This is a genomic window from Pseudoalteromonas sp. B131b (assembly GCF_037162545.1).
GTDB classification, from domain to species: Bacteria; Pseudomonadota; Gammaproteobacteria; order Enterobacterales; family Alteromonadaceae; genus Pseudoalteromonas; species Pseudoalteromonas fuliginea.
Genome location: NZ_JARLUZ010000001.1, coordinates 1,211,672 through 1,237,913, shown reverse-complemented (window position 1 = coordinate 1,237,913; position 26,242 = coordinate 1,211,672). Strand labels below are relative to the sequence as shown.

General features: G+C 42.3%; 23 protein-coding genes, 3 rRNA genes and 3 pseudogenes. 4 read left to right on the top strand and 25 right to left on the bottom strand.

What is annotated here, in order from left to right; genetic code table 11:
• Positions 1-40: 40 nt before the first annotated feature.
• The 5 genes and pseudogenes from gspG to gspC form a co-directional block, all read right to left on the bottom strand.
• Complete coding sequence (gene gspG / locus P4S65_RS05770) at positions 41-463, bottom strand: type II secretion system major pseudopilin GspG (protein ID WP_007378576.1); 423 nt, start codon at positions 461-463, stop codon at positions 41-43.
• Between the two features lie 51 nt (positions 464-514).
• Positions 515-1,748, bottom strand: a pseudogene (gspF, locus tag P4S65_RS05765) (type II secretion system inner membrane protein GspF).
• A 2-nt stretch (positions 1,749-1,750) separates the two neighbouring features.
• Positions 1,751-3,316: a type II secretion system ATPase GspE gene (gspE, locus tag P4S65_RS05760; protein ID WP_337119736.1), complete on the bottom strand. Its 1,566-nt coding sequence runs from the start codon at positions 3,314-3,316 to the stop codon at positions 1,751-1,753.
• Positions 3,309-5,372 (bottom strand): type II secretion system secretin GspD, encoded by a 2,064-nt coding sequence (gene gspD, locus P4S65_RS05755; protein WP_096792298.1) that lies wholly within the window; start codon positions 5,370-5,372, stop codon positions 3,309-3,311. Before gspD ends, gspE begins: the two co-directional genes overlap by 8 nt.
• A gap of 26 nt (positions 5,373-5,398) precedes the next feature.
• A pseudogene (gspC, locus tag P4S65_RS05750) lies at positions 5,399-6,339 on the bottom strand (type II secretion system protein GspC).
• 209 nt (positions 6,340-6,548) lie between these two features.
• On the opposite strand from gspC, the gene hslR reads away from it, so the two are divergent.
• The 4 genes and pseudogenes from hslR to P4S65_RS21865 all read left to right on the top strand — a co-directional run bounded on the left by hslR (position 6,549) and on the right by P4S65_RS21865 (position 10,917).
• Complete coding sequence (gene hslR, locus P4S65_RS05745) at positions 6,549-6,971, top strand: ribosome-associated heat shock protein Hsp15 (RefSeq protein ID WP_007378582.1); 423 nt, start codon at positions 6,549-6,551, stop codon at positions 6,969-6,971.
• A 12-nt stretch (positions 6,972-6,983) separates the two neighbouring features.
• Positions 6,984-7,829, top strand: coding sequence for an Hsp33 family molecular chaperone HslO (gene hslO, locus P4S65_RS05740; protein WP_337119735.1), 846 nt, complete (start codon positions 6,984-6,986; stop codon positions 7,827-7,829).
• A gap of 267 nt (positions 7,830-8,096) precedes the next feature.
• Complete coding sequence (locus P4S65_RS05735; RefSeq protein ID WP_337119734.1) at positions 8,097-9,635, top strand: phosphoenolpyruvate carboxykinase; 1,539 nt, start codon at positions 8,097-8,099, stop codon at positions 9,633-9,635.
• A gap of 167 nt (positions 9,636-9,802) precedes the next feature.
• A pseudogene (locus P4S65_RS21865) lies at positions 9,803-10,917 on the top strand (PepSY-associated TM helix domain-containing protein).
• A 776-nt stretch (positions 10,918-11,693) separates the two neighbouring features.
• Here the strand turns inward: P4S65_RS21865 and rrf are convergent.
• The 20 genes from rrf to rplN form a co-directional block, all read right to left on the bottom strand.
• A 5S ribosomal RNA gene (gene rrf, locus P4S65_RS05720) occupies positions 11,694-11,808 on the bottom strand.
• Positions 11,809-11,958: 150 nt separating this feature from the next.
• Positions 11,959-14,849 (bottom strand): 23S ribosomal RNA (locus P4S65_RS05715).
• Positions 14,850-15,148: 299 nt separating this feature from the next.
• Positions 15,149-16,684 (bottom strand): 16S ribosomal RNA (locus P4S65_RS05710).
• The 16S, 23S and 5S rRNA genes sit together here, the layout of an rRNA operon.
• Before the next feature lie 1,014 nt (positions 16,685-17,698).
• Positions 17,699-18,100 carry a 50S ribosomal protein L17 gene (gene rplQ / locus P4S65_RS05705; RefSeq protein WP_002959450.1) on the bottom strand — a complete coding sequence of 134 codons (402 nt, stop codon included), beginning with the start codon at positions 18,098-18,100 and terminating at the stop codon, positions 17,699-17,701.
• A 39-nt stretch (positions 18,101-18,139) separates the two neighbouring features.
• Complete coding sequence (locus P4S65_RS05700; RefSeq protein ID WP_002959452.1) at positions 18,140-19,126, bottom strand: DNA-directed RNA polymerase subunit alpha; 987 nt, start codon at positions 19,124-19,126, stop codon at positions 18,140-18,142.
• 24 nt (positions 19,127-19,150) lie between these two features.
• On the bottom strand, positions 19,151-19,771 hold the full coding sequence (gene rpsD / locus P4S65_RS05695; RefSeq protein ID WP_002959461.1) for a 30S ribosomal protein S4: 621 nt from the start codon (positions 19,769-19,771) through the stop codon (positions 19,151-19,153).
• A 21-nt stretch (positions 19,772-19,792) separates the two neighbouring features.
• Positions 19,793-20,179, bottom strand: a complete 387-nt coding sequence (rpsK, locus tag P4S65_RS05690; RefSeq protein WP_002959471.1) for a 30S ribosomal protein S11 — start codon at positions 20,177-20,179, stop codon at positions 19,793-19,795.
• A gap of 12 nt (positions 20,180-20,191) precedes the next feature.
• Positions 20,192-20,548, bottom strand: a complete 357-nt coding sequence (gene rpsM, locus P4S65_RS05685; protein WP_002959473.1) for a 30S ribosomal protein S13 — start codon at positions 20,546-20,548, stop codon at positions 20,192-20,194.
• Positions 20,549-20,673: 125 nt separating this feature from the next.
• A complete protein-coding gene (gene rpmJ / locus P4S65_RS05680) occupies positions 20,674-20,787 on the bottom strand; it encodes a 50S ribosomal protein L36 (RefSeq protein WP_002959476.1) in 114 nt (37 codons plus the stop codon).
• A 22-nt stretch (positions 20,788-20,809) separates the two neighbouring features.
• The gene (gene secY / locus P4S65_RS05675; protein WP_007376464.1) at positions 20,810-22,138 is read right to left on the bottom strand and encodes a preprotein translocase subunit SecY; all 1,329 of its coding nucleotides are present in this window, start codon (positions 22,136-22,138) and stop codon (positions 20,810-20,812) included.
• Positions 22,139-22,148: 10 nt separating this feature from the next.
• Positions 22,149-22,583: a 50S ribosomal protein L15 gene (gene rplO / locus P4S65_RS05670; RefSeq protein WP_002959480.1), complete on the bottom strand. Its 435-nt coding sequence runs from the start codon at positions 22,581-22,583 to the stop codon at positions 22,149-22,151.
• Positions 22,584-22,587: 4 nt separating this feature from the next.
• Complete coding sequence (rpmD, locus tag P4S65_RS05665) at positions 22,588-22,770, bottom strand: 50S ribosomal protein L30 (RefSeq protein WP_002959482.1); 183 nt, start codon at positions 22,768-22,770, stop codon at positions 22,588-22,590.
• 2 nt (positions 22,771-22,772) lie between these two features.
• Positions 22,773-23,279, bottom strand: coding sequence for a 30S ribosomal protein S5 (rpsE, locus tag P4S65_RS05660; protein WP_002959485.1), 507 nt, complete (start codon positions 23,277-23,279; stop codon positions 22,773-22,775).
• 9 nt (positions 23,280-23,288) lie between these two features.
• Entirely contained in the window at positions 23,289-23,639 is a 351-nt protein-coding gene (gene rplR / locus P4S65_RS05655) for a 50S ribosomal protein L18 (protein ID WP_002959486.1), read from the bottom strand.
• Between the two features lie 9 nt (positions 23,640-23,648).
• A complete protein-coding gene (gene rplF, locus P4S65_RS05650) occupies positions 23,649-24,182 on the bottom strand; it encodes a 50S ribosomal protein L6 (RefSeq protein ID WP_007376463.1) in 534 nt (177 codons plus the stop codon).
• A 13-nt stretch (positions 24,183-24,195) separates the two neighbouring features.
• Positions 24,196-24,588, bottom strand: a complete 393-nt coding sequence (rpsH, locus tag P4S65_RS05645; protein WP_007376462.1) for a 30S ribosomal protein S8 — start codon at positions 24,586-24,588, stop codon at positions 24,196-24,198.
• 21 nt (positions 24,589-24,609) lie between these two features.
• Complete coding sequence (gene rpsN, locus P4S65_RS05640) at positions 24,610-24,915, bottom strand: 30S ribosomal protein S14 (protein WP_033016334.1); 306 nt, start codon at positions 24,913-24,915, stop codon at positions 24,610-24,612.
• Between the two features lie 10 nt (positions 24,916-24,925).
• Positions 24,926-25,465, bottom strand: a complete 540-nt coding sequence (gene rplE, locus P4S65_RS05635; RefSeq protein WP_024610257.1) for a 50S ribosomal protein L5 — start codon at positions 25,463-25,465, stop codon at positions 24,926-24,928.
• A 16-nt stretch (positions 25,466-25,481) separates the two neighbouring features.
• On the bottom strand, positions 25,482-25,796 hold the full coding sequence (gene rplX, locus P4S65_RS05630) for a 50S ribosomal protein L24 (protein WP_002959496.1): 315 nt from the start codon (positions 25,794-25,796) through the stop codon (positions 25,482-25,484).
• Positions 25,797-25,806: 10 nt separating this feature from the next.
• Entirely contained in the window at positions 25,807-26,175 is a 369-nt protein-coding gene (gene rplN / locus P4S65_RS05625; protein WP_002959498.1) for a 50S ribosomal protein L14, read from the bottom strand.
• Positions 26,176-26,242 lie beyond the last annotated feature (67 nt).

Genomic DNA, 26,242 nt, shown 5'->3' with positions numbered 1-26,242 from the left:
TCGTTATTTACGTATAAAAACAATGTACTCTTAATTTGCATTATTGTTTTTCTTCATCCCAGTTCCCAATATCATCATCGGTTCCGGGTTCACCATCTGGGCCAAAAGAGAAAATATCAAACTTACCAACTTCTCCAGGGCTAATTAACTGATAAGTATTACCCCAAGGATCCTCTGGTAGTTCACTGATAAACCCACCATCTGGAAAGCGTTTAGGAACAGGCTCAATACTTGTTTTATTAACAAGGGCTTCTAAACCTTGCTCTGTGCTTGGATAACTTTTATTTTTAAGCTTGTATAGGCTCATTGCATCTTCAAGCTGCTGAATATCTAAATGCGCTTTATCAATAGCAGCCTCTTCTTGTTGACCCATAATATTTGGTGCCACAATTGACATGATCATTCCGATGATAACAAGTACCACCATTACTTCTAGTAAAGAAAAACCTGATTGTTTGTTCACGTAATTACCTCATTATTCTAAAAATACTAATATATTAAAAGTTATTTTAGGTTAAAGCCCAACGGCTTTATTCATTGCCATAATTGGCTGTAAAATTGCCATAACGATAAAAAGTACAATAACGGCCATTGACGCTATCATCGCGGGTTCTAATAACTTAAGCGACACATTAACCATACTTTCAAATTCGCGATCTTGGTTATTTGCAGCACGTTCTAACATTTGCTCCAACTCTCCAGATTTTTCACCACTGGCTATCATATGCAGCATCATGGGTGGGAATAATTTTGTTTGTTGAAGCGCAGCCCTTAGACTCGCTCCCTCACTTACTCTATCAGAAGCGTCAGCAACTGCTTTCTTAATTTTTTCGTTAACTAACACACCTCCTGATATTCGCATCCCTTCAAGTAGAGGTACCGAACTTGATGATAAAATACTTAGCGTGCGTGCAAAACGAGCTGTATTAACACCACGTGCAACTTTGCCAATTCCTGGCATATGCAGCACCCTATCGTCCCACCAAAAACGTATTTTTGGCTGTTTCAATGCATGCTTAATCCCAATAGCTATGCCTGTAATAGCAATTAAGCTAATAAACCAATAATTTTGCACAAAATGACTGCCGGCCATTACCCATTCTGTTGTCCAAGGTAATACTTGCTTGGTCTTTTCGAAGGTTTTTAATATTTTAGGTACAACTGTACCTAATAAAACCGACACAATACCAATTGCAAACACCACTAAAATAATAGGATAAACCATTGCTTGAGTAATTTGGCTTCGCATATGTTGACGCTGCTCGGTGTAATCAGCTAAGCGGTTAAGTACTTGGTCAAGGTGGCCCGACTTTTCACCTGCGGCAACCATTGCACGGTATAAATCGTCAAATACATGGGGGAACTCGCTCATACCATCAGCAAGCGTATAGCCTTCAACAACTTTTGAGCGTACTGACATAAGCATGCGCTTTAAACGCGGCTTTTCACACTGCTCAGCTACAGCCATTACAGCACCTTCAACTGGCAGTGCTGATTGAATCAGCGTTGCTAACTGACGAGTAATAAGTGCCAGATCAGATGTTGATATAGTGGGTTTAAAAAAGCTACCAAATAAAGGGGCTTTTTCACCTTTAACTTGTTTATCACTTTGCGCTGCTGGAACCACTTCGAGCGGCGTTAGCTTTTGATCACGTAAAATTTGACGTATTTGTCTAGCCGTATCAGCTTCTAAAATACCTTTTTTCTTTACCTCTACCATCGAGAGCACGATACTCAAACGCCGCCATAATTAACCTTCCTCACGGGTAACACGTAATACTTCTTCAAGTGTTGTTTTACCTGCGAGTACACGGCTACAGCCATCTTGGCGAATACTAGGGCTACGCTTACGAATGTATTTTTCTACGCTTTGCTCACCTTTACCGTTGTGAATCATTTCGCGTATTGTTTCATCAACTACAAGTAACTCATGAATACCCGTACGACCACGGTAACCGTTAAAGTTACACTCTTCACACCCGACCGCTCGGTAAATTGTAGGTTGGCTTTCAAAAGGGGCGCCTAACAGCTGGCATTCATGCTCATCAGCCGTGTGACCTTCTTTACAGGTATTACATAACGTACGTACTAAGCGTTGCGACAACACACCGAGTAACGACGATGAAAGTAAGAATGGTTCAACACCCATATCTTCCATACGTGTAATTGCACCCGATGCGGTATTTGTATGCAGAGTAGACATAACAAGATGACCGGTAAGTGACGCTTGAACACCAATTTGCGCCGTTTCAAGATCGCGTATTTCACCCACCATTACTACATCAGGATCTTGACGTAATATTGCACGTAAACCACGCGCAAAGGTCATATCAACTTTAGCGTTAACCTGTGTTTGACCAATACCCGGAATCTCATACTCGATCGGATCTTCAACTGTCAGAATGTTGCGATCGCGTGAATTGATTTGACTCATACCAGCATACAACGTAGTACTTTTACCAGAACCCGTTGGCCCTGTGACTAAGATAATGCCATGCGGTTTACTGATTAAATCAGAAAACAATGCACGATTTTCTGCGGTCATACCTAAATCTTCTAGATTTAAACGTGCGTTATTTTTGTCAAGTAAACGCAGTACTACACGCTCACCAAAGCTTGATGGCATTGTAGATACACGTACATCAACTGCACGCCCAGCAATACGCAAACTAATACGGCCATCTTGAGGAATACGTTTTTCGGCTATATCAAGCTTGGCCATTACTTTAATACGCGATACAAGTAACGATGCGAGTTTACGATTAGGCTTAAGGACTTCTTTAAGTACACCATCTACCCTAAAGCGAATAACAAGCTCTTGCTCGAAGGTTTCGATATGAATATCAGATGCCCCTTCCTTTATCGCTTCACTGAGCATGGCGTTAATAAGTTTGATGATTGGTGCATCATCATCACCGGCGAGCAAATCTTCTGTTTGTGGAAGTTCATCGGCGAGTGAGAACAAATCAACCTCATTCCCTATATCTTCCATCATTTGTTGCGTTTCAGAGCTATCACGTTGATAAGATGCTTCCAATAACAACTCAAACTTATCGTCAGCCAACTGCTCTAATGTAAAACCATTACCTGCAATACGGCGCACTTCTAAAAGTACTTCTACGTCAAGCTCACCACGATAATATACAATACGATTATCTTTATTTTTACTTAGCAATACACCTGCGCGCCTTGCATAAGAAAATGGTAAACGTTTAGCTGGTAACTCTATTAATACATCATCTGCTAATAGCGCATCCTGATGATGCGTATTAGGATGAACCACATCTTGGTTTATCTCTTGTATCGCATTAGTCATCTTTACGCTCTTGTGCATTTTGCTTACGTAAATGTTCTTCATACGTTGGTGGAAGTATTAATTCATCGTTCCATTCAGGCAATATTGGCGAATCAGTCGCTGGCATTAAATCAATCCCATCTTCGCGCTGTTTAAATTGCTCACCACGGATAAAGTTATACTTATTAAAACTTAGCTTATTCATGCTTACACCATCACGAATAATTGTTGGGCGAATAAATACAATAAGATTACGCTTACGACGTGTTGTATTGGTTGATCTAAACAAATGGCCTAAAATAGGGATATCGCCTAATAACGGCACCTTAGATACACTTTCTTGCACGTCTTCATCTATTAAGCCGCCAAGCACAACCATACCGCCATCATCAGCCATAACTGTTGTTTTAATTGAACGCTTATTTACTGAAATATCAACCGCAGTTGCACCACTGACGCTCGATACTTCTTGCTCTATCGTAAGCTGTACAGCAGAACCATCATTAATCTGCGGGGTAACAATTAGTTTAATACCTACTTCTTGACGTTCAACCGTTTGAAATGGGTTAGCATTATTACTGCCGGTTTGTGATCCAGTAATAATAGGTACTTCTTGACCGACTAAAATAGATGCTTCTTCGTTATCCATTGTAGTAATAGACGGTGTAGCCAAAATATTCGAGTTTGTATCGGTAGCTACTGCTTGAATGATTGCACCCCAGTCATTTTTAACAACACCCAGCGCCAGACCATTAATGCCACTAAGTAAGGAAGCTAATGGACCATAATCACCTTCGGTTGTTTCTGTATAGGGCGTTACAGTACCAGATTCTGTTCCTATTATATTTTTGGTAACCGTTACATCTTGTGCTTGCTCCGCCGCAACAGCTAATGAGCCAACGGGAACCGTAGTGCCGTTGTTAAACTGTAACATACCGCCCTGCTCAGAAATCCACTGCAGGCCTAAGTTAACCCCGTCGCCTTCCATTACTTCAATAATAATTGCTTCAACTAATACTTGTGCACGACGAATATCAAGACGCTCAATTACCGACTCTAGTGAGCGCATGGTGTCTGGCTGCGCGGTAATAATTAATGAATTTGAATCTGGGTGAGCTTCTATACTGCTTTCATTGCTGTTTCTGCTACGAGTTTTAGTTGTGCCGCCTTGCGCGTCATCAACAAGTGACTTACTCACACCTTGCAATACTTTTACTAAATCTTCAGCTTTAGCATAATTGAGGTAAAACACCTTGGTGTTACCTTGGCTTTCTAATTCACCATCTAAGCGTTTAATAAGTTCTATAGCACGCGTACGTGCTTGGCCTTCGCCACTTACAATAACGCTATTAGTTCGGCCATCGGCAACCACTTTAGGAATTAAAAATTCAGGAACACTGCCTTTACCACTGTCTTTATAAATGTTATCAACGACCGATACTACATCATCAGCAGTTGCATACTTAAGCTTTACTATATCTACACGCTTGTCACCCGCCTGATCAACAGAGCGAATAATCTCAACTAAGCGATTAACCGATGCTGCATGACCCGTTAGCATCATAACGTTAGCCGCATTAAAATTAGCAACATGACCACCATCTTTTTGATCGCTAAACTGACGAACTAATGGACCTAGCTCTTGTACGCTTACGTTTTTAACGCGCACAACGCGTGTAATCATCATGTCGCCACTAGCTTCATTACCCTCTGTAATAAGTGGGACATTTGATTTTTTAGCGTCTGAACTTTTCTCAACCTTAATAATGCCATTGTCCATTTCAACAGCTGAGTAGCCATAAACTTCTAATACATTTAAAAAGAACTGATAATAAAGTGCTTCATCCATCAACTCATAACTGCGCACATTCACTTTGCCGCGTACATTTGGGTCAATAATCACTGTTTTATTAAGATTTTTACCAACAATGTTAATAAACTCGTTGATATCTGTGCCTTTAAAGTTAGCTGCATACTCAACAGCAGAAACAGACAAAGAAATACTTGCTGCTAAAAAAAGTGCTGCATACTTAGCTAACCCTTTTTTAATTTTTTTGAGGTGTAGCACCTGAACCATTATATTAAAACTCCAAAGCTAAGTTATTACAGGCTAAATTGCACATCTAGTTGCTCGCCATCACGTTCTATAGTGATATTAGCATCTGTGCTATTGCGCAGCTCATTAATAGCTGACATTGCCTGTTTTAAATCTGTTAATTGATAGCCATTAATCGCAATAGCTAAATCGTTATTTTGTAATCCCATTTGCTTAAATAGCTCAGGTTCTTTTCCTGGACTTAAGCGATAACCTATAAGTACTCCATCACTCATCGCTTGTGAGACACGTATATAGTCAAATAATTTACCTGGTTCTTCGAGTAACTCTTCACGTGTTTCTATTAAGGCTTCTCTTACTTGTGGATCTGCGGTTGCATTTATTTTTTGATCGTTTGATGCTATTAGCATCTGTGGTCCCATTTCTGAATCGTCTCGGGCAGCAAGAACAGGCATTGATACTTTTTTTGTGAAATCTAAACCATCAAGCATTAATGTTTCAAAGCCACCACTTACGCTTAAAATTACACGATCTGGTAATATTTGTGCAACTTTCGCACGTGTTCCTTGTATAACTTCTTCCGCTAAGTAACTTATTTGTTTTCCTTGTGATTCTATAATAGCCACACCTGCTTTATCATCATGGCTTACCGCCACTATGCCTGTTAAATTTATACTTAAGCGTGTTTCAGGTGCATTGTTAATAACTTGTGATTGCCGCGTAGTACTATTATTTGTTGCAACTTTTTTACCAAACAAAAATTGCTCCACTATATGCTGCGTAGAGCGATTACCAGCGACACCCTTGGTTTGATTAGCGTAGTGCATTGGAGTAAGTGGAGATACAACCGGATTTGGCCACATAAGCCAAACCAATTTTGATAATAAAAAGCAAGATAAACAACAACTAATAGAGTCACTAATGCACTTAATTTTGCATGTGGTAAACGAATTAAAAATTGTTTAAGTTGCTGTATTTGCTGTTCCATAAATAATATTCTTATTTTAATTTACTGCGTAAGCGCGTACCCATAGTACCCTTTCATTTTTCATTCAACAAGCACGCTAATATTAAACTTTGTAAACAGAATGAGTTGACTCACTCTCTCAAGGCAAAACAGACTGCGATTATAATACCTTCAGCCTACAATGATTTCATGATAAATTTTAAGTTATAACACACTAGATTAAATGCCTTATGAGTAAAAAAAGTAACAGCCACGTAAGTTCAGACCATAAAGATGAGTTAAAAGTTCGATTAGATAAGTGGTTATGGGCCGCTCGCTTTTATAAGACTCGTGCGACTGCACGTGAAATGGTACAAGGCGGCAAAGTGCATTATAATGGACAGCGTACAAAAGCGAGTAAAATAGTAGAAGTTGGCGCAAACATAAAACTTGCACAAGGAGTAGATGAAAAGCTGATAACTATACTCTCAGTGCTTGAAAAACGCCAAAGCGCCCCCATAGCACAGACCATGTATCAAGAATCTGATGCCAGTATTGCTAAACGCGAAGAGAACAGCATCGCACGTAAAAATAACAGCTTTTTTGCCCCTCATCCGGATAAAAAACCGGATAAAAAGCAAAGACGCGAACTTTTAAAAATGAAATCAAGTTAGGTATAGCCGCTCATGCAACAAGATTTACTTCACCGTTATTTATTCAACGAACTAGATGTTCGTGGCGAACTCGTACAAATCGAGAATGCTTACAATGAAATGATTGCCGACCATAATTACCCAGACCCTGTTAAAGCATTACTTGGTGAGTTACTCGTTGCAACCTGTTTACTTACTGCTACCTTAAAGTTTGAAGGTGAAATTGCTGTACAGCTTCAAGGTGATGGCCCAGTTAAATATGCAGTTATAAATGGTGATGACAAACAAAACATGCGTGGTATTGCGCGCCTGCAAAGCGAAATTACGGGCACAACTGTAAAAGAGCTTATTGGCCAAGGCTATATGGTAATCACTATTACACCAGATAAAGGTGAACGCTATCAAGGGATAGTACCGCTAGAGCATGATACTCTTAGTGAATGTATCGAAAGTTACTTTGAGCAGTCAGAGCAGCTAAAAACACGCCTTTGGTTTGCAACCGACACAACAGAAGGTAGCGCAAAAGCATGTGGTCTATTTTTACAAGTACTCCCAGTTGATAAACAAAAATCAATTGAAGACTTTGCACACCTAGAAGCATTAAGTAACACGATTAAAAATGAAGAGTTGTTACACTTAGATGCGAACACTGTTCTTACACGTCTTTATCACGAAGATAATCCTCGCGTATTTGAACCTCAAGCGATTAAATTCAAATGTGGTTGCAGTCGTGATAAAACAATTACTGCACTTGTTAATATTGGACAAGAAGAACTACTCAAAGATGTAGCTGAGAAAGGGACTGTTAACATTAACTGCCATTACTGTTTAAAAGAGTATGTTTTTAACGAACAAGACATAAAAAGCATTTTCAACTAAATGTTCAGCTTCATCTATATATAGTAATTAAAGCCGCAAAATATGCGGTTTTATATTATAAAAAGATGATACCGGTGTCATATTTTCTGCTAATTCCATGACACCGGTATCATTGAAATTATTCATGTTTTTTCTTAAATATATGTGTTTTTAGGGGCTTTGCGGGCTCGAATATCTTAAAACCTTCTGTTACTATAATTTCAGTTTAAGGGCACTGATAACCCCAGAGCTATCCGTTCAAACTCTCACACATAGTTAGGTATAAACATGACTACAGGCGCTACACGTTTTGTCGATTTAACCGCAGCTGAACTTGTCGAGCATGCGATCCGCCGTGGCGAAGGTACTTTAGCCGCAAATGGTGCTTTTGTTGCAATTACAGGAAAACGAACTGGCCGTTCACCAAAAGATCGTTTTATTGTACAAGAAGCGACAACTCAAGATGACATTCAATGGGGCAACGTTAACCGCCCATTTAATGCAGAAAAATTTGACGCATTATGGGCTCGCGTAGAAGCACATGTTCAAAGTAATGACCACTTCACCTCTCACCTAGAAGTTGGCGCTGACCCTGAGCATTATTTACCTGTAGTCGTAACTACAGAAACAGCGTGGCACCATATTTTTGCCAAAAACATGTTTATCGAACCACAAAACTATAACGCCTCAAACTTACCACAATGGCAAGTAATGAACGTTCCTTCGTTTGTATGTGAGCCGGAACGTGATGGCACAAATAGCGATGGCACCGTTATTATTAACTTTGCACAGCGTAAAGTATTACTAGCAGGTATGCGCTACGCCGGTGAAATGAAAAAATCGATGTTTTCTGTACAAAACTTCCTACTACCAGCAAAAGGTGTATTACCAATGCACTGTTCTGCTAACGTTGGTGAAGCAGGCGATACAGCATTATTCTTCGGTTTATCTGGTACGGGCAAAACAACTCTTTCAGCAGATCCTACTCGCTTTTTAATTGGTGATGACGAACACGGTTGGGCACCTGGAAGCGTGTTTAATATTGAAGGCGGTTGCTATGCTAAATGTATCGACCTGTCACAAAAGAACGAACCTGTAATTTGGAATGCAATTCGCTTTGGTACTATTTTAGAGAATGTAGTGCTAGATGAGAAGGGCGTTCCTGACTTTCACGATACAAGCCTTACTCAAAACAGCCGTGCAGCATACCCACTTGAACACGTTGAAAAACGTAAAGTAGAAAACCGCGCAGGCGAACCAAAAGCAGTTATATTTTTAACTTGTGATGTAAGCGGTGTATTACCACCGGTATCTGTTCTTAGCGAAGAAGCTGCTGCTTTTCACTTCTTAAGTGGATACACGGCTAAAGTTGGCTCAACTGAGATTGGCTCTACTAGCGATATTGAATCAACATTCTCAACCTGTTTTGGTGCACCATTTTTCCCACGCCCTGCTGGTGTTTACGCTGAGCTTCTTATGAAGCGTGTACGCGAGTTTGGCGCTAAAGTGTACCTTGTGAATACAGGTTGGACTGGCGGCCCTTACGGTACAGGCAAGCGCTTTGATATTCCAACGACTCGCGCTGTAGTTGATGCTATTGTATCTGGTAAATTAACAGGCGTTGAGACTCAACATATTGATGTTTTAAATCTAGATGTGCCAGTTGCCGTTCCGGGTGTAGATACAAACTTACTTAACCCTATTAATACGTGGGAAGATAAAGCTAAATACAATGAATACGCAGCAAAACTTGCCGCAGACTTCACTGAGAACTTTGCTAAGTACGACGTATCAGATGATATAAAAAATGCAGGACCTAAAGCTTAAATAAACTTTAAGATTGTATTTTAACGCCAGCCTTGAGCTGGCGTTTTATTTTTTAAATATGCATTGTAAGAAGTGCGACAAAATGTCGCACTTTTCTTCTCTAAAACACTATAAAATACCTAATAATTATTGTTTAAGTACACTCACTTATTACGGCTACTTTATTCATGCTTCAAAAGCTTTCTTGGCAAAAGATATTTAGACGATTACACCTTTATTTAGGCTTATCAATAGGGTTTTTACTCACTGTTATTGCATTATCTGGCTCAGTATTAATATATTACCCACAAATAGATTCACAACTGAACCTCACTAAAGTAAATATAAAGCATACAGACAAAGTCGACTGGGATTTGGCATACAAAAACTTAAAAACGGCTTTTCCAGATAAGTATGGGCCCTGGCGGCTTGAGGTAACAGATGACAATTCAATCATACCGGCTCGTTACTATAACCCTGTAGAAACACAAAATCGTGAATTTGCAACCTTAATGATTTGGCTCTCAAATGATAAATATAAAGTAATTCGAAAAGATTACTGGGGCGATTATTTTGTTACGTGGTTATATAACCTGCACTTTTCATTACTCACAGGAAGTACCGGCATTATAATTGTGGGGTATATAGGCATTGCCACATTAATCCTTCTCATATCTGGGTTATTAGCGTGGTGGCCAAAAAAGGTCAATGGATAAAATCGTTAAAATTTAAACGTCGCAGTTCTAAAATAGGCCTACTTTATGACTGGCATAAATTAATTGGTTTAAGCTTGTGCATCCCATTATTAGCTCTAACGATTACAGGGATTATGCTTGCTATTCCAAAGCAGACAGATCCTATATTAACCGCTTTAGTTAGCGATATAAACTCCCCTTCAAAAACACAAATACAAATACAACCGAGTAAACAATCTAATATTCCTTTATCGCAAGCGATACTAATAGCTAAAAAAGCATTACCGGGTGCGCGTTTAGCTTGGATTGAAACACCATCAAACTTAAATGCGATTTACAGATTTAGATTTCAAACTGTAAACGATCCTTCTTATCGCTTTCCACATAGCTATATAGAGGTTAATGCTCTTACAGGGAAGTTAGAGAGCATGTTTAATATAGATAAACAAAGTACGGCTAGTAAAATTAAAAACTGGATACACCCTCTACATGACGGCAGCATTGGCGGTAACATTTTAAAAGTCATTTGGATGTTGAGTGGCTTCGGATCTGCAGCATTGTTCTTTATTGGCATATATAGATGGTTAATTAGAACCAGGAGAGTATAAAATAAACTTTAGTTTAAGGAGTACACAAAACACTTTTTAGTAAGTCTTGTCGATAGTTTTTAATATAAAGTATATGGCCTTAGTTAATCTTAGGGTTAAAAATTAATAACGCTCAGTACATATGAAATTAAAGCAGCCCCTAACCGCTTATCTGGCTATAAAACAATTAATGAATGCTGGTAGATAACGTGGCTAGTTTACACAGGCACTCCATAAGTACTATTAAATATCATGCCCTTTAGATTTAAGTTCATGTGTAAAACCTCTGTATCAATCTCTACCTAACTATTTTCATTCTCTTCAGTTAACCTACCCAAAGCGTATATAAAGGCTTAAAGGTCATGTTCAATACTTATAACAAGACCAGATAGTTAAAGCTTTTATATTAGGTAAGATGTTAAACCAATTGGTATTATTTACCCACAGTACAAATGCTACCACTCATTGTTGAGCGAAGGTTTTTTATGCTTTTTACGGGAGTCGCAACGCTCGCCCGACCTACGTGATGGGAGTTGATGTGAGAGAGTGTTAAGTGTGCACATTTCACTTTTCTGCAGACGTAAAAAAGCCCGACTATTTATAGTCGGGCTTTCTACAATGTGAAGCCGGTGCGCTACGCAGTAGGATGTCGTAGTGCCCACAGCGGTGGAGAGCCACAGTGAAATGCTACACTATCTTTGTGTCGCGATATGAGTGTGTGTTAATTGCGCACATTTCACTTTTCTGCAGACGTAAAAAAGCCCGACTATTTCTAGTCGGGCTCTCTACAATTTGAAGCCTGGTAATGTCCTACTTTCACATAGCAAATGCTACACTATCATCGGCGCTGTTTCGTTTCACTACTGAGTTCGGCATGGAGTCAGGTGGGTCCAAAACGCTATTGTCACCAAGCAAATTTGGGCGTTAATTCGTATCGCTACGCATTAACTGAATTTGGAAAATATCTGATAATATTTTTTAAGTTTTTCTAAGTAATATCTACTTTAGTCATATTAACTTCTTCGCTTGCTTCACTATCACATAAAACGCGTTTGGCGTTGTATGGTTAAGCCTCACGGGTAATTAGTACAAGTTAGCTTAATGGCTCACACCACTTCCACATCTTGCCTATCAACGTTGTAGTCTTCAACGGCCCTTCAGAGACTTTAAAAGTCTAGTGAGAACTCATCTCGAGGCCTGCTTCGCGCTTAGATGCTTTCAGCGCTTATCAGTTCCGAACGTAGCTACCGGGCAATGCCATTGGCATGACAACCCGAACACCAGCGGTTCGTTCACTCCGGTCCTCTCGTACTAGGAGCAACCCCTCTCAATTCTCAAACGCCCACGGCAGATAGGGACCGAACTGTCTCACGACGTTCTAAACCCAGCTCGCGTACCACTTTAAATGGCGAACAGCCATACCCTTGGGACCGACTTCAGCCCCAGGATGTGATGAGCCGACATCGAGGTGCCAAACACCGCCGTCGATATGAACTCTTGGGCGGTATCAGCCTGTTATCCCCGGAGTACCTTTTATCCGTTGAGCGATGGCCCTTCCATTCAGAACCACCGGATCACTATGACCTACTTTCGTACCTGCTCGACGTGTCTGTCTCGCAGTTAAGCTGGCTTCTACCATTACACTAACCGTACGATGTCCGACCGTACTTAGCCAACCTTCGTGCTCCTCCGTTACTCTTTAGGAGGAGACCGCCCCAGTCAAACTACCCACCAGGCACTGTCCGTAACCCCGATTCAGGGGCCAACGTTAGAACATCAAAACTACAAGGGTGGTATTTCAAGGTTGACTCCACAACAACTAGCGTCGCTGCTTCAAAGTCTCCCACCTATCCTACACATGTAGGTTCAATGTTCAGTGCCAAGCTGTAGTAAAGGTTCACGGGGTCTTTCCGTCTAGCCGCGGGTACACAGCATCTTCACTGCGATTTCAATTTCACTGAGTCTCGGGTGGAGACAGCGTGGCCATGGTTACACCATTCGTGCAGGTCGGAACTTACCCGACAAGGAATTTCGCTACCTTAGGACCGTTATAGTTACGGCCGCCGTTTACCGGGGCTTCGATCAAGAGCTTCTCCCTAAGGATAACCCCATCAATTAACCTTCCGGCACCGGGCAGGTGTCACACCGTATACGTCATCTTGCGATTTTGCACAGTGCTGTGTTTTTAATAAACAGTCCCAGCCACCTGGTCACTGCGGCTCCCGTCCGCTTAGAGAGCAAGTCTCATCACAGATAGGAGCGTACCTTCTCCCGAAGTTACGGTACGATTTTGCCTAGTTCCTTCACCCGAGTTCTCTCAAGCGCCTTAGTATTCTCTACCTGACCACCTGTGTCGGTTTGGGGTACGATTCCATATAATCTGAAGCTTAGAGGCTTTTCCTGGAAGTATGGCATCAGCAACTTCATCACCGTAGTGACTCGTCTCGTGTCTCAGGTTTAGTGTTCGTCCGGATTTACCTAAACAAACGCCCTACTCACTTTCACATAGACTACCAACGCTATGCTTGCTTAGCCTGCTCCGTCCCCCCATCGCAATTATATCGAGTACAGAAATATTAATCTGTTTCCCATCGACTACGCCTTTCGGCCTCGCCTTAGGGGTCGACTTACCCTACCCTGATTAACATGGGATAGGAACCCTTGGTCTTCCGGCGTGGGAGTTTTTCACTCCCATTATCGTTACTCATGTCAGCATTCGCACTTCTGATACCTCCAGCATACCTCCCGGTACACCTTCAACGGCTTACAGAACGCTCCCCTACCACTCAGAATAAATTCTGAATCCGCAGCTTCGGTGCATAGTTTAGCCCCGTTACATCTTCCGCGCAGACCGACTCGACCAGTGAGCTATTACGCTTTCTTTAAAGGATGGCTGCTTCTAAGCCAACCTCCTGGCTGTCTGGGCCTTTCCACATCGTTTCCCACTTAACTATGACTTTGGGACCTTAGCTGGCGGTCTGGGTTGTTTCCCTCTTCACGACGGACGTTAGCACCCGCCGTGTGTCTCCCGGATATTACTTTACGGTATTCGGAGTTTGCAAAGGGTTGGTAAGTCGGGATGACCCCCTAGCCTTAACAGTGCTCTACCCCCGTAAGTATTCGTCCGAGGCTCTACCTAAATAGATTTCGGGGAGAACCAGCTATCTCCCGGTTTGATTAGCCTTTCACTCCTAGCCACAGGTCATCCCCTAACTTTTCAACGTTAGTGGGTTCGGTCCTCCAGTTGATGTTACTCAACCTTCAACCTGCCCATGGCTAGATCACCGGGTTTCGGGTCTATACCTTGCAACTAATCGCCCAGTTAAGACTCGGTTTCCCTACGGCTACCCTATTCGGTTAACCTCGCTACAAAATATAAGTCGCTGACCCATTATACAAAAGGTACGCAGTCACCCAACAAGTGGGCTCCTACTGCTTGTACGTACACGGTTTCAGGTTCTATTTCACTCCCCTCACAGGGGTTCTTTTCGCCTTTCCCTCACGGTACTGGTTCACTATCGGTCAGTTGGGAGTATTTAGCCTTAGATGATGGTCCACCTATATTCAGTCAAAGTTTCACGTGCTCCGACCTACTCGATTTCACTTAAAATGTCTTTTCATGTACGGGACTATCACCCTGTATCGTGGCGCTTTCCAGCAGCCTTCCATTAACACATAATAAGCTTAAGGGCTGTTCCGATTTCGCTCGCCGCTACTTTCGGAATCTCGGTTGATTTCTTTTCCTACGGGTACTTAGATGTTTCAGTTCTCCGCGTTCGCCTCGTTAACCTATGTATTCAGTTAACGATACCTGCAAGCAGGTGGGTTTCCCCATTCGGAAATCTTAGTCTCAAGCGCTTTTTACTAGCTTGACTAAGCTTATCGCAAGTTAATACGTCCTTCATCGCCTCCAACTGCCAAGGCATCCACCGTGTACGCTTAGTCACTTAACCATACAACCCAAACGGGTCTTTGTTTTGTGACAGTTTAACTTCGCCAGAAGTCAATATTGAATACTAAAGTAGATACCAATCAATTAACTCATAGGAGTTAACTAAATGGCACTCAATGGTACTGCTACCATTGTTTTTTTACTTTTGAAAACTCTTGATAAATACAATGTATTCATCAGAATTTTATTATCAGCTTTTCCAAATTTTTAAAGAGCATATTAATTAGTTATCCCAAAGGGACACGCACTAATTAACAATCATCTGTGTGGACACTACGAACAAATAAGTTCTAAATCGTATAAGGAGGTGATCCAGCCCCAGGTTCCCCTAGGGCTACCTTGTTACGACTTCACCCCAGTCATGAATCACTCCGTGGTAAACGTCCTCCCGAGGGTTAGACTATCTACTTCTGGAGCAACCCACTCCCATGGTGTGACGGGCGGTGTGTACAAGGCCCGGGAACGTATTCACCGCGTCATTCTGATACGCGATTACTAGCGATTCCGACTTCATGGAGTCGAGTTGCAGACTCCAATCCGGACTACGACGCACTTTAAGTGATTCGCTTACCTTCGCAGGTTCGCAGCACTCTGTATGCGCCATTGTAGCACGTGTGTAGCCCTACACGTAAGGGCCATGATGACTTGACGTCGTCCCCACCTTCCTCCGGTTTATCACCGGCAGTCTCCTTAGAGTTCTCAGCATTACCTGCTAGCAACTAAGGATAGGGGTTGCGCTCGTTGCGGGACTTAACCCAACATCTCACAACACGAGCTGACGACAGCCATGCAGCACCTGTATCAGAGTTCCCGAAGGCACCAAACCATCTCTGGTAAGTTCTCTGTATGTCAAGTGTAGGTAAGGTTCTTCGCGTTGCATCGAATTAAACCACATGCTCCACCGCTTGTGCGGGCCCCCGTCAATTCATTTGAGTTTTAACCTTGCGGCCGTACTCCCCAGGCGGTCTACTTAATGCGTTAGCTTTGAAAAACAGAACCGAGGCTCCGAGCTTCTAGTAGACATCGTTTACGGCGTGGACTACCGGGGTATCTAATCCCGTTTGCTCCCCACGCTTTCGTACATGAGCGTCAGTGTTGACCCAGGTGGCTGCCTTCGCCATCGGTATTCCTTCAGATCTCTACGCATTTCACCGCTACACCTGAAATTCTACCACCCTCTATCACACTCTAGTTTGCCAGTTCGAAATGCAGTTCCCAGGTTGAGCCCGGGGCTTTCACATCTCGCTTAACAAACCGCCTGCGTACGCTTTACGCCCAGTAATTCCGATTAACGCTCGCACCCTCCGTATTACCGCGGCTGCTGGCACGGAGTTAGCCGGTGCTTCTTCTGTCAGTAACGTCACAGCTAACGGGTATTAACCGTTAACCTTTCCTCCTGACTGAAAGTGCTTTACAACCCGAAGGCCTTCTTCACACACGCGGCATGGCTGCATCAGGCTTGCGCCCATTGTGCAATATTCCCCACTGCTGCCTCCCGTAGGAGTCTGGGCCGTGTCTCAGTCCCAGTGTGGCTGATCATCCTCTCAAACCAGCTAGGGATCGTCGCCTTGGTGAGCCATTACCTCACCAACTAGCTAATCCCACTTGGGCCAATCTAAAGGCGAGAGCCGAAGCCCCCTTTGGTCCGTAGACATTATGCGGTATTAGCAGTCGTTTCCAACTGTTGTCCCCCACCTCAAGGCATGTTCCCAAGCATTACTCACCCGTCCGCCGCTCGTCAGCAAAGTAGCAAGCTACTCTCTGTTACCGCTCGACTTGCATGTGTTAGGCCTGCCGCCAGCGTTCAATCTGAGCCATGATCAAACTCTTCAATTAAAAAGTTTTATGTCTTTCGACAGCTCAATGAATTCTGAATTTTTTAATATCTTTCGATATTGAATTGACTGTGCCGAATAATTACCGAAATAACTATTCTGTTGGTCACTCAGTTTTCAATTGAGACTCTAATTTGTTTGCCTTACTTAGCGAACTAAGCTTGGCTGTTAGAACTCAATCTGTACGAGTGCCCACACAGATGATTGCTTTATATTGTTAAAGAACGTTTTGAGTCGCTTTAGCGTCTCAAGGGATGCGAATAATACACCCTTTATTTTTCGAGTCAATACTTTGTTTTAAACTTTCTTTTTAGAAGATTTAAAACCGAAGTTTTATTTAACTCTCTGAGTAGTTCGTGCCTCGCTATGCGTTGGCCTTTCCCGTCTCAGTGGGGTCGCATTATAGGGAGATCCGAAAACAGATCAACCCTTTTTTGAAGAAAACTTGAAATAATGTGCTGTTCGCTGAGTATTTGAGCTAAACGCTCAAAAACACAACTAAACCATCTCTACCCAGCGGTTTATAAAGCTATTTAAAATTAAAGTTATGGCAACCACCTATGGGTATAGATATATTTGCATCATCTATGCTGAAAAAGCTAGCCAATAGAGCAAGAGTCGTATAACTAAAATCACTTAAATTAGTCAAAAGCTGAAAATTGAATTGACTGGGCTATGTTTAACCATAGTTTTACATATTTAATAAGTAAGTTTACTTAACCTTACGATGAAGTTCATAGTATCGGTATAGATTAGAAAGAATACGTTATGTCTTATAATCACTCCTATAAATAGTGGAAATGATCTTTAGCTAGAATCTAATAGGCTATTTTGTATAAATGATAAGTGAAGAGTAACTAGGTAGAGCTATTAAAGCAGCTGTCAAAACAACTTATCGATTCAGAATCTATGAGTCGATACCCATAATAGAAGATAATTACTGATTCATATAGGTTGACAAATTTTAGGCAAGAAAAAGCCGAGCATAAGCTCGGCTTTTAGGTTTCTTTAAGACTTACTCTGCAGACTGTGCGTCTTCTTGAACTGCTTCGCTAGTCGCTGGGCGACCAACTAGTTCAATATAAGCCATTGGTGCATTATCACCAGTACGGAAGCCACACTTAAGAATACGAGTGTAACCACCTGGACGATCTGCATTACGCGGACCGATTTCACTGAATAATTTACCAACAACTTCATTATCACGCGTGCGAGCAAACGCTAAACGGCGATTTGCTACACTGTCAGTCTTAGCCAGTGTGATTAAAGGTTCAATTACACGACGTAACTCTTTCGCTTTAGGCAAAGTAGTTTTGATGATTTCATGTTTCACCAAAGAACCTGCCATATTGCTAAACATCGCTTTACGATGGCTACTGTTACGGTTTAATTGACGACCACTCTTACGATGGCGCATGACCCTATCCTTCTAACTAAACTAATATAGTGATTTAGATTATTCAGCTAAACTTGCAGGCGGCCAATTTTCTAGGCGCATGCCCAGAGAAAGACCACGTGAAGCTAGCACGTCTTTAATTTCAGTTAGAGACTTCTTACCTAGATTAGGCGTTTTAAGAAGCTCAACTTCAGTGCGCTGAACTAAATCACCAATATATTGAATTTGCTCGGCTTTCAAACAATTTGCTGAGCGTACTGTTAGTTCAAGATCATCAACTGGACGAAGTAGAATAGGATCGAACTCTGGCTTCTCTTCTTTCTCTTCTGGCTCAGTTACATCACGTAAATCTACGAATGCATCTAATTGCTCAGCTAAGATAGTAGACGCACGGCGGATCGCTTCTTCTGGATCTAAAGTGCCGTTTGTTTCCATATCAATGATTAATTTGTCTAAATCTGTACGTTGCTCAACTCGAGCTGATTCAACCGAGTACGCAATACGTTCAACTGGGCTAAATGATGCATCAAGCAACAATCTACCAATTGGACGCTCATCGTCATCAGAGGATAAACGACTAGATGCCGGCACATAACCACGACCACGTTCAACACGAATACGCATGCTGATCTCGCTGTTATTTGTAGTTAAATTACAAATAACGTGATCTGGATTAGCAATTGTTACATCGCCATCGTGCTGAATATCAGCCGCAGTAACAGGGCCTACACCAGATTTAGTCAGGGTCAGAAAAACTTCATCTTTGCCTTCTAACGTTACTGCTAAACCTTTAAGGTTTAATAGTATTTCAATGATGTCTTCTTGAACGCCTTCTTTCGCGCTGTACTCATGTAATACACCGTCGATTTCAACTTCAGTTACTGCACATCCAGGCATAGATGAAAGTAATATACGGCGTAAAGCATTACCCAGAGTATGGCCAAAGCCTCGCTCTAATGGTTCTAAAACTATTTTAGAACGCGTTGGGTTGATAGCGTCGATGTCGACTAACCTTGGTTTTAGAAATTCTGTAACAGAACCCTGCATTTTATCCTCTCTTAACTCTTAACTTTACTTAGAGTAAAGTTCGACGATTAGTTGTTCATTAATGTCCGCAGACAGGTCTGAACGCTCAGGTAGACGCTTAAAGCTGCCTTCCAATTTCTTACCGTCAACTTCAACCCAAGTCGGCTTTTCACGTTGCTCAGCCAACTCTAGAGCAGCGATGATACGTGCTTGTGTCTTAGACTTCTCACGGATTACAACAGTATCTTCTGGTGTAATTACGTATGAAGGAATGTTCACAACACGACCATTAACTAAAATCGCTTTATGGCTTACTAACTGACGTGCTTCTGCACGTGTGCTAGCAAAACCCATGCGATATACAACATTGTCTAAACGTTGCTCTAAAAGCTGTAACAAGTTTTCACCTGTGTTGCCTTTAAGGCGAGCAGCTTCTTTGTAGTAGTTACGGAATTGCTTTTCTAATACACCGTAGATACGACGTACTTTTTGCTTTTCACGTAATTGTAAACCGTAATCAGATAAGCGACCTTTACGAGCGCCGTGCTGACCAGGTGCAGTCTCAAGTTTACACTTAGAGTCGATAGCTCTTACGCCGCTCTTAAGGAACAGGTCAGTACCTTCACGACGACTCAGCTTGAGCTTAGGGCCCAAATATCTTGCCATGTTATTTCTCCTAACCTATTGTTAAACGCGACGTTTCTTCGGTGGACGACAACCATTATGTGGTATTGGCGTCACGTCAGTAATGTTGGTAATACGGTAACCAGCAGCATTCAAAGCACGTACAGCAGATTCACGACCTGGACCTGGACCTTTGATGAAAACTTCTAGATTCTTTAAACCGTATTCTTGAGCAGCAGTACCTGCACGCTCTGCAGCAACCTGAGCAGCAAATGGTGTAGATTTACGTGAACCACGGAAACCTGAACCACCGGCAGTAGCCCATGATAATGCATTACCTTGACGGTCGGTAATCGTTACAATAGTGTTGTTGAAAGACGCATGAACATGAGCCATACCATCAGCAACTTGTTTTTTAACCTTTTTACGACGAATTGGTGTCTTAGCCATAATACTATCCCCTTATCGCTTAATAGGCTTACGAGGACCCTTACGGGTGCGCGCGTTAGTCTTAGTTCTTTGACCACGTAGTGGTAAAGAGCGACGGTGACGTAGGCCACGATAACAACCAAGGTCCATTAGGCGCTTGATATTTAAAGTAACTTCACGACGAAGATCACCTTCAACAGTGTACTTGCCAACTGCATCACGCAGTACGTCAAGAATTTCGTCTGAAAGTTCACCGATTTTTGTGGTTTCGGCGATACCAGTCGCTTCTAAGATAGCCTTAGAGCGAGTCTTACCTATGCCATAAATAGCTGTTAAACCAATAACTGCATGTTTATGATCAGGGACGTTAATGCCAGCAATACGGGCCACTAACACATCTCCTATATTCGAATTTGGTAATCATAAGTTTGAAAAGCCCGTAAGGATACTCAAACGAAGACCAAATTACTACTAAAAACACAGGCCGAGAAAACTCAGCCTGCACGACTGTTTACTTAGCCTTGCCTTTGCTTATGCTTAGGCTCACTGCAAATTACGCGTACTACACCAGCACGTTTAATAACTTTACAGTTACGGCATATTTTCTTAACGGAAGCACGTACTTTCATTGCTCAACTCCGTAAACTGACCTTATCGACCGTAGCCTTTAAGGTTCGCTTTTTTCAGCACAGAATCATACTGATGAGACATCAGGTGAGTCTGTACTTGTGCCATAAAGTCCATGATTACAACAACGATAATCAAAATTGATGTACCGCCGAAATAGAATGGCGTTTGCCATGCCATAGTCATGAATTCAGGCACCAGACAGATAAAGGTTATATACAAAGCACCTGCCAATGTCAGGCGTGTCATCACTTTATCAATGTATTTAGATGTCTGCTCACCTGGTCGAATACCTGGGATAAATGCGCCAGATTTCTTAAGGTTGTCTGCAGTTTCACGCGGGTTAAACACCAACGCTGTATAGAAAAAGCAGAAGAAGATAATAGCCGCAGCTAAAACAAGTGAGTACAACGGTTGACCTGGAGTCAGCGTAGTAGCAACAGCTTGTAATACATCAGCGACCGGACCTTCACCTTGGCCGAACCAGCTTGCAATTGTACCAGGGAACAGAATTATACTGCTAGCGAAGATTGGTGGAATAACACCCGCCATATTTACTTTTAGTGGTAGATGCGTGCTTTGAGCAGCAAATACTTGACGACCTTGTTGGCGCTTTGCGTAGTTAACAACAATACGACGTTGTCCACGTTCAAAAAACACTACAAGATAAGTAACAGCGAATACGATTACCGCAACCATCAACAGTACAAAAACATTCAAATCACCTTGGCGCGCCATTTCGACTGTCGAACCAATAGCAGACGGCAAGTTAGCTACAATACCAACAAATATTAGAACAGAAATACCGTTGCCGATACCACGTTCTGTTATCTGTTCACCCAACCACATAAGGAACATAGTACCAGTTACTAAACTCACCACTGCGGTGAAATAGAAACCCATACCAGGGTTAACTACTAACCCCTCCATCATGCCCGGTAAGCTAGTAGCAATACCGATTGATTGAATAGTAGCTAGCACAAGCGTGCCATAGCGTGTGTACTGGCTAATTTTTTTACGCCCTTGTTCACCTTCTTTCTTAAGCTCTATAAACGGAGGATACATATGCGTTAATAGTTGCGTAATAATCGAAGCCGAAATATACGGCATAATACCCAGTGCTAACACTGAAGCTCGCTCAAGTGCACCACCACTGAACATGTTGAACATTTCAACAATGGTGCCCTTTTGTTGCTCGAAGAAATCGGCAAGTACAGCGGCGTCAATCCCAGGGATCGGCACAAATGAACCTAGACGGTAAATTATGATAGCACCCAATACGAAGAGTAATCGGCGCTTCAATTCCGAAAGTCCACTTTGTGCACTTTGTGTATCTTGACCTGGTTTAGCCATTAGTACTTCCTTAGTCTTCTACCTTGCCTCCGGCAGCTTCAATTGCTTCGCGAGCACCTTTAGAGGCTTTAAGGCCTTTAACGGTAACAGCGCGTGAAACTTCGCCAGATTTAACAACTTTAACGAAAAGAACGTTCTTTTTAACTAGACCAGCTGCTTGTAACGCGCTTAGGTCTACCACATCGCCTTCTACTTTAGCGATTTCAAAAAGGTTTATTTCTGCAGATACTAAAGATTTGCGAGAAGTGAAACCAAATTTTGGTAGACGACGTTGCATAGGCATTTGACCGCCTTCAAAACCAACGCGTACTTTACCGCCAGAACGTGACTTTTGACCTTTGTGACCACGACCACCAGTCTTACCTAGACCAGAACCGATACCACGACCAACACGTTTTGGAGCAGTTTTTGAACCTGCAGCAGGTGAAAGTGTATTCAAATGCATCGAATTAACCCTCTACCTTAACCATGTAAGAAACCTTGTTTATCATACCACGTACACATGCTGTGTCTTCTAACTCAACAGTGTGGTTGATACGACGTAAACCAAGACCGCGTAATGTAGCTTTATGTTTCGGTAAACGACCGATAGAGCTTTTTACTTGTGTTACTTTTACAGTTTGATTTGCCATGGTTACCCCAGAATTTCGTCTACGCGAAGGCCACGTTTTGCAGCGATAGACTGTGGAGAATTCATATTCTCAAGAGCCGAAATCGTTGCACGTACCACGTTGATCGGGTTAGTAGAACCGTAACATTTAGAAAGTACGTTCTGCACACCAGTAACTTCTAGTACTGCACGCATAGCACCACCTGCGATGATACCAGTACCTTCAGATGCTGGTTTCATGAACACTAGTGAGCCAGCATGACGTCCCTTAACAGGATGCTGTAATGTATTGCCATTTAGGTCTACGTTAATCATGTTGCGACGTGCCTTTTCCATTGCTTTTTGAATAGCAGCTGGAACTTCACGTGCTTTACCATAACCAAAACCTACTTTACCTGCGCCGTCACCAACTACAGTTAGTGCAGTAAAGCTAAAGATACGACCACCTTTAACTACTTTAGACACACGGTTTACCGCGATTAGCTTTTCAGCTAGATCAGGCTGTTGTTGCTTTGCTTCTACGTTAGCCATTGTCTACTCCTAGAATTGCAAACCGGCTTCACGCGCAGCATCAGCTAGCGCCTTCACACGGCCGTGATATTTAAAGCCACTGCGATCAAAAGCAATCTTTTCGATGCCTTTGTCAGCCGCACGTTCAGCAACCGCTTTGCCAACTGCTTGCGCAGCTTCAACGTTACCGGTGCCTTTAACTGTTTCGCTAATAGCCTTTTCAACAGTAGAAGCAGCAGCCAGTACATTACCCTCAGCATTTACTACTTGAGCATATATGTGACGTGGCGTGCGGTGGATAACAAGACGCGTTGTGCCTTGTTCAATATAATTTCTACGAGTGCGTTTAGCACGACGTAGACGAGCTGTTTTTTTATCCATCGTCTTACCTTACTTCTTCTTAGCCTCTTTACGGCGTACATTCTCATCTGAATAACGAACACCCTTACCTTTATAAGGCTCAGGTTTACGGTATGCACGAATGTTAGCAGCTGTTTGACCAACTAACTGCTTATCTACGCCCTTAACTAGAACTTCTGTTTGGCTTGGAGTTTCAATCGTAATTCCTTCAGGAACTGCGAAATTAACTGGGTGTGAGAAACCAAGTGTTAAGTCTAAAACTTTACCCTTAGCTGCTGCACGGTAACCAACGCCTACTAACTGAAGTTTCTTCTCGTAACCTTCATGCGTACCAACAACCATGTTGTTGATTAGAGCACGAGCAGTACCTGCTTGAGCCCATGCATTAGCTACGCCATCACGAGGTAAAGTTGTAATAACGTTGTCATTAACTTGTACTTCAACAGCGTTGTTGATAGTACGAGTTAGTTCACCGTTTTTGCCTTTAACTGTGATTTCCTGGCCTTTTAATGTAACTTCTACACCGGCAGGAACAGTAATTGGTGCCTTTGCTATGCGAGACATAGTTCCCCTCCGATTAAGCTACAAAACCAATGATTTCACCACCAACACCAGCACTACGTGCTGTGCGGTCTGTCATTAGGCCTTTAGAAGTTGATACGATAGCGATACCAAGACCACCCATTACCTTAGGTAATTGGTCACGTTTCTTATAGATACGTAAACCAGGGCGACTTACACGCTGGATATTTTCAATTACAGCTTTGCCTTCGAAGTACTTTAACTCGATAGAAAGCTCAGGTTTCGCTTCACTGTTAACAGCGAAATCTACGATATAACCTTCGTCTTTTAGTACTTTAGCTAATGCTACTTTCAGCTTTGAAGTTGGCATCGTTACAGATACTTTCTTCGCTGATTGACCATTACGGATACGTGTAAACAAATCCGCGATAGGATCTTGCAAGCTCATAGTCTTACTCCCATGATTCTATTACCAGCTAGCCTTTTTAAGGCCAGGAATTTCACCGCGCATAGCTGCTTCGCGAACTTTAATACGGCTCATGCCGAATTTGCGAAGGTAACCATGTGGGCGGCCCGTAATGTTACAACGATTACGTTGACGTACAGGGCTAGAATCACGAGGTAAAGCTTGTAGCTTAAGAACCGCGTCCCAACGATCATCTTCAGATGTGTTAACATCTGTGATGATAGCTTTTAGTGCTGTACGCTTTTCAGCGAATTGAGCAACTAGTTTTGTGCGCTTAGCTTCGCGCGCTTTCATAGAATTCTTTGCCATAACCCTACCCTTATTTCTTAAATGGGAAGTTAAACGCTTCTAACAACGCACGGCCTTCCTCATCAGATTTCGCAGAAGTAGTGATAGTAATATCCATACCGCGTACACGGTCTACTTTATCGTAATCGATTTCTGGGAAGATGATTTGTTCACGTACGCCCATGCTGTAGTTACCACGTCCATCAAAAGACTTAGCACTTACGCCACGGAAGTCACGAATACGTGGGATAGCGATTGATACCAAACGCTCAAAAAAGTCCCACATACGCTCGCCGCGTAGGGTTACTTTACAACCAATTGGGTAACCTTCACGCACTTTGAAGCCAGCAACAGATTTGCGTGCTTTAGTGATTAGAGGTTTCTGACCAGAGATTGCTGCAAGATCAGCTACTGCGTGATCTAAAATCTTCTTGTCAGCTAGGGCTTCGCCCACGCCCATATTCAATGTGATCTTTTCGATCTGAGGGACTTGCATGACAGAGCTGAAACCAAACTTCTCTTGAAGTTCAGCTACTACTTTGTCTTTATATACTTCATGCAGTTTCGCCATCATTCTACTCCAACTATTAGATAGTTTTACCAGTAGATTTAAAGATACGTAATTTCTTACCATCTTCAATCTTGAAACCTACACGATCAGCTTTACTCGTTTCCGAGTTGAAGATCGCAACGTTTGATGCATCCATAGATGCTTCTTTCTCAACAATTCCGCCAGCTTGGTTCAATTGTGGAACCGGCTTTTGGTGTTTCTTGATCAAGTTTATGCCTTCGACAAAGATTCGACCAGATTCAGTAACAACTGAAAGCACTTTTCCGCGCTTACCTTTGTCTTTACCTGCTAGTACGATTACTTCGTCATCACGACGTATTTTTGCTGCCATGATTGGCTCCTTACAGTACTTCTGGGGCTAGTGAAACGATTTTCATGAACTTATCATTACGAAGTTCGCGAGTCACAGGGCCGAAAATACGTGTACCAATTGGCTGTAAGTTATCATTTAAGATAACAGCAGCGTTGCTGTCAAAACGGATCAGAGAACCATCTGGACGGCGAACACCTTTTCTGGTACGCACAACTACCGCGTTTTTAACATCACCTTTCTTCACTTTACCGCGAGGAATAGCTTCTTTAACAGAAACTTTAATGATGTCGCCAATCGCTGCGTAGCGACGGTGTGAACCACCAAGGACTTTTATACACTGCACTTTGCGAGCGCCGCTGTTATCAGCAACTTCCAGCTGAGTTTGCATTTGGATCATGTTAATGACCTCCGGTGTAGTAATTACAACGTGTCTTAAATTTGTTTAAAATCAAGACATTTCGATT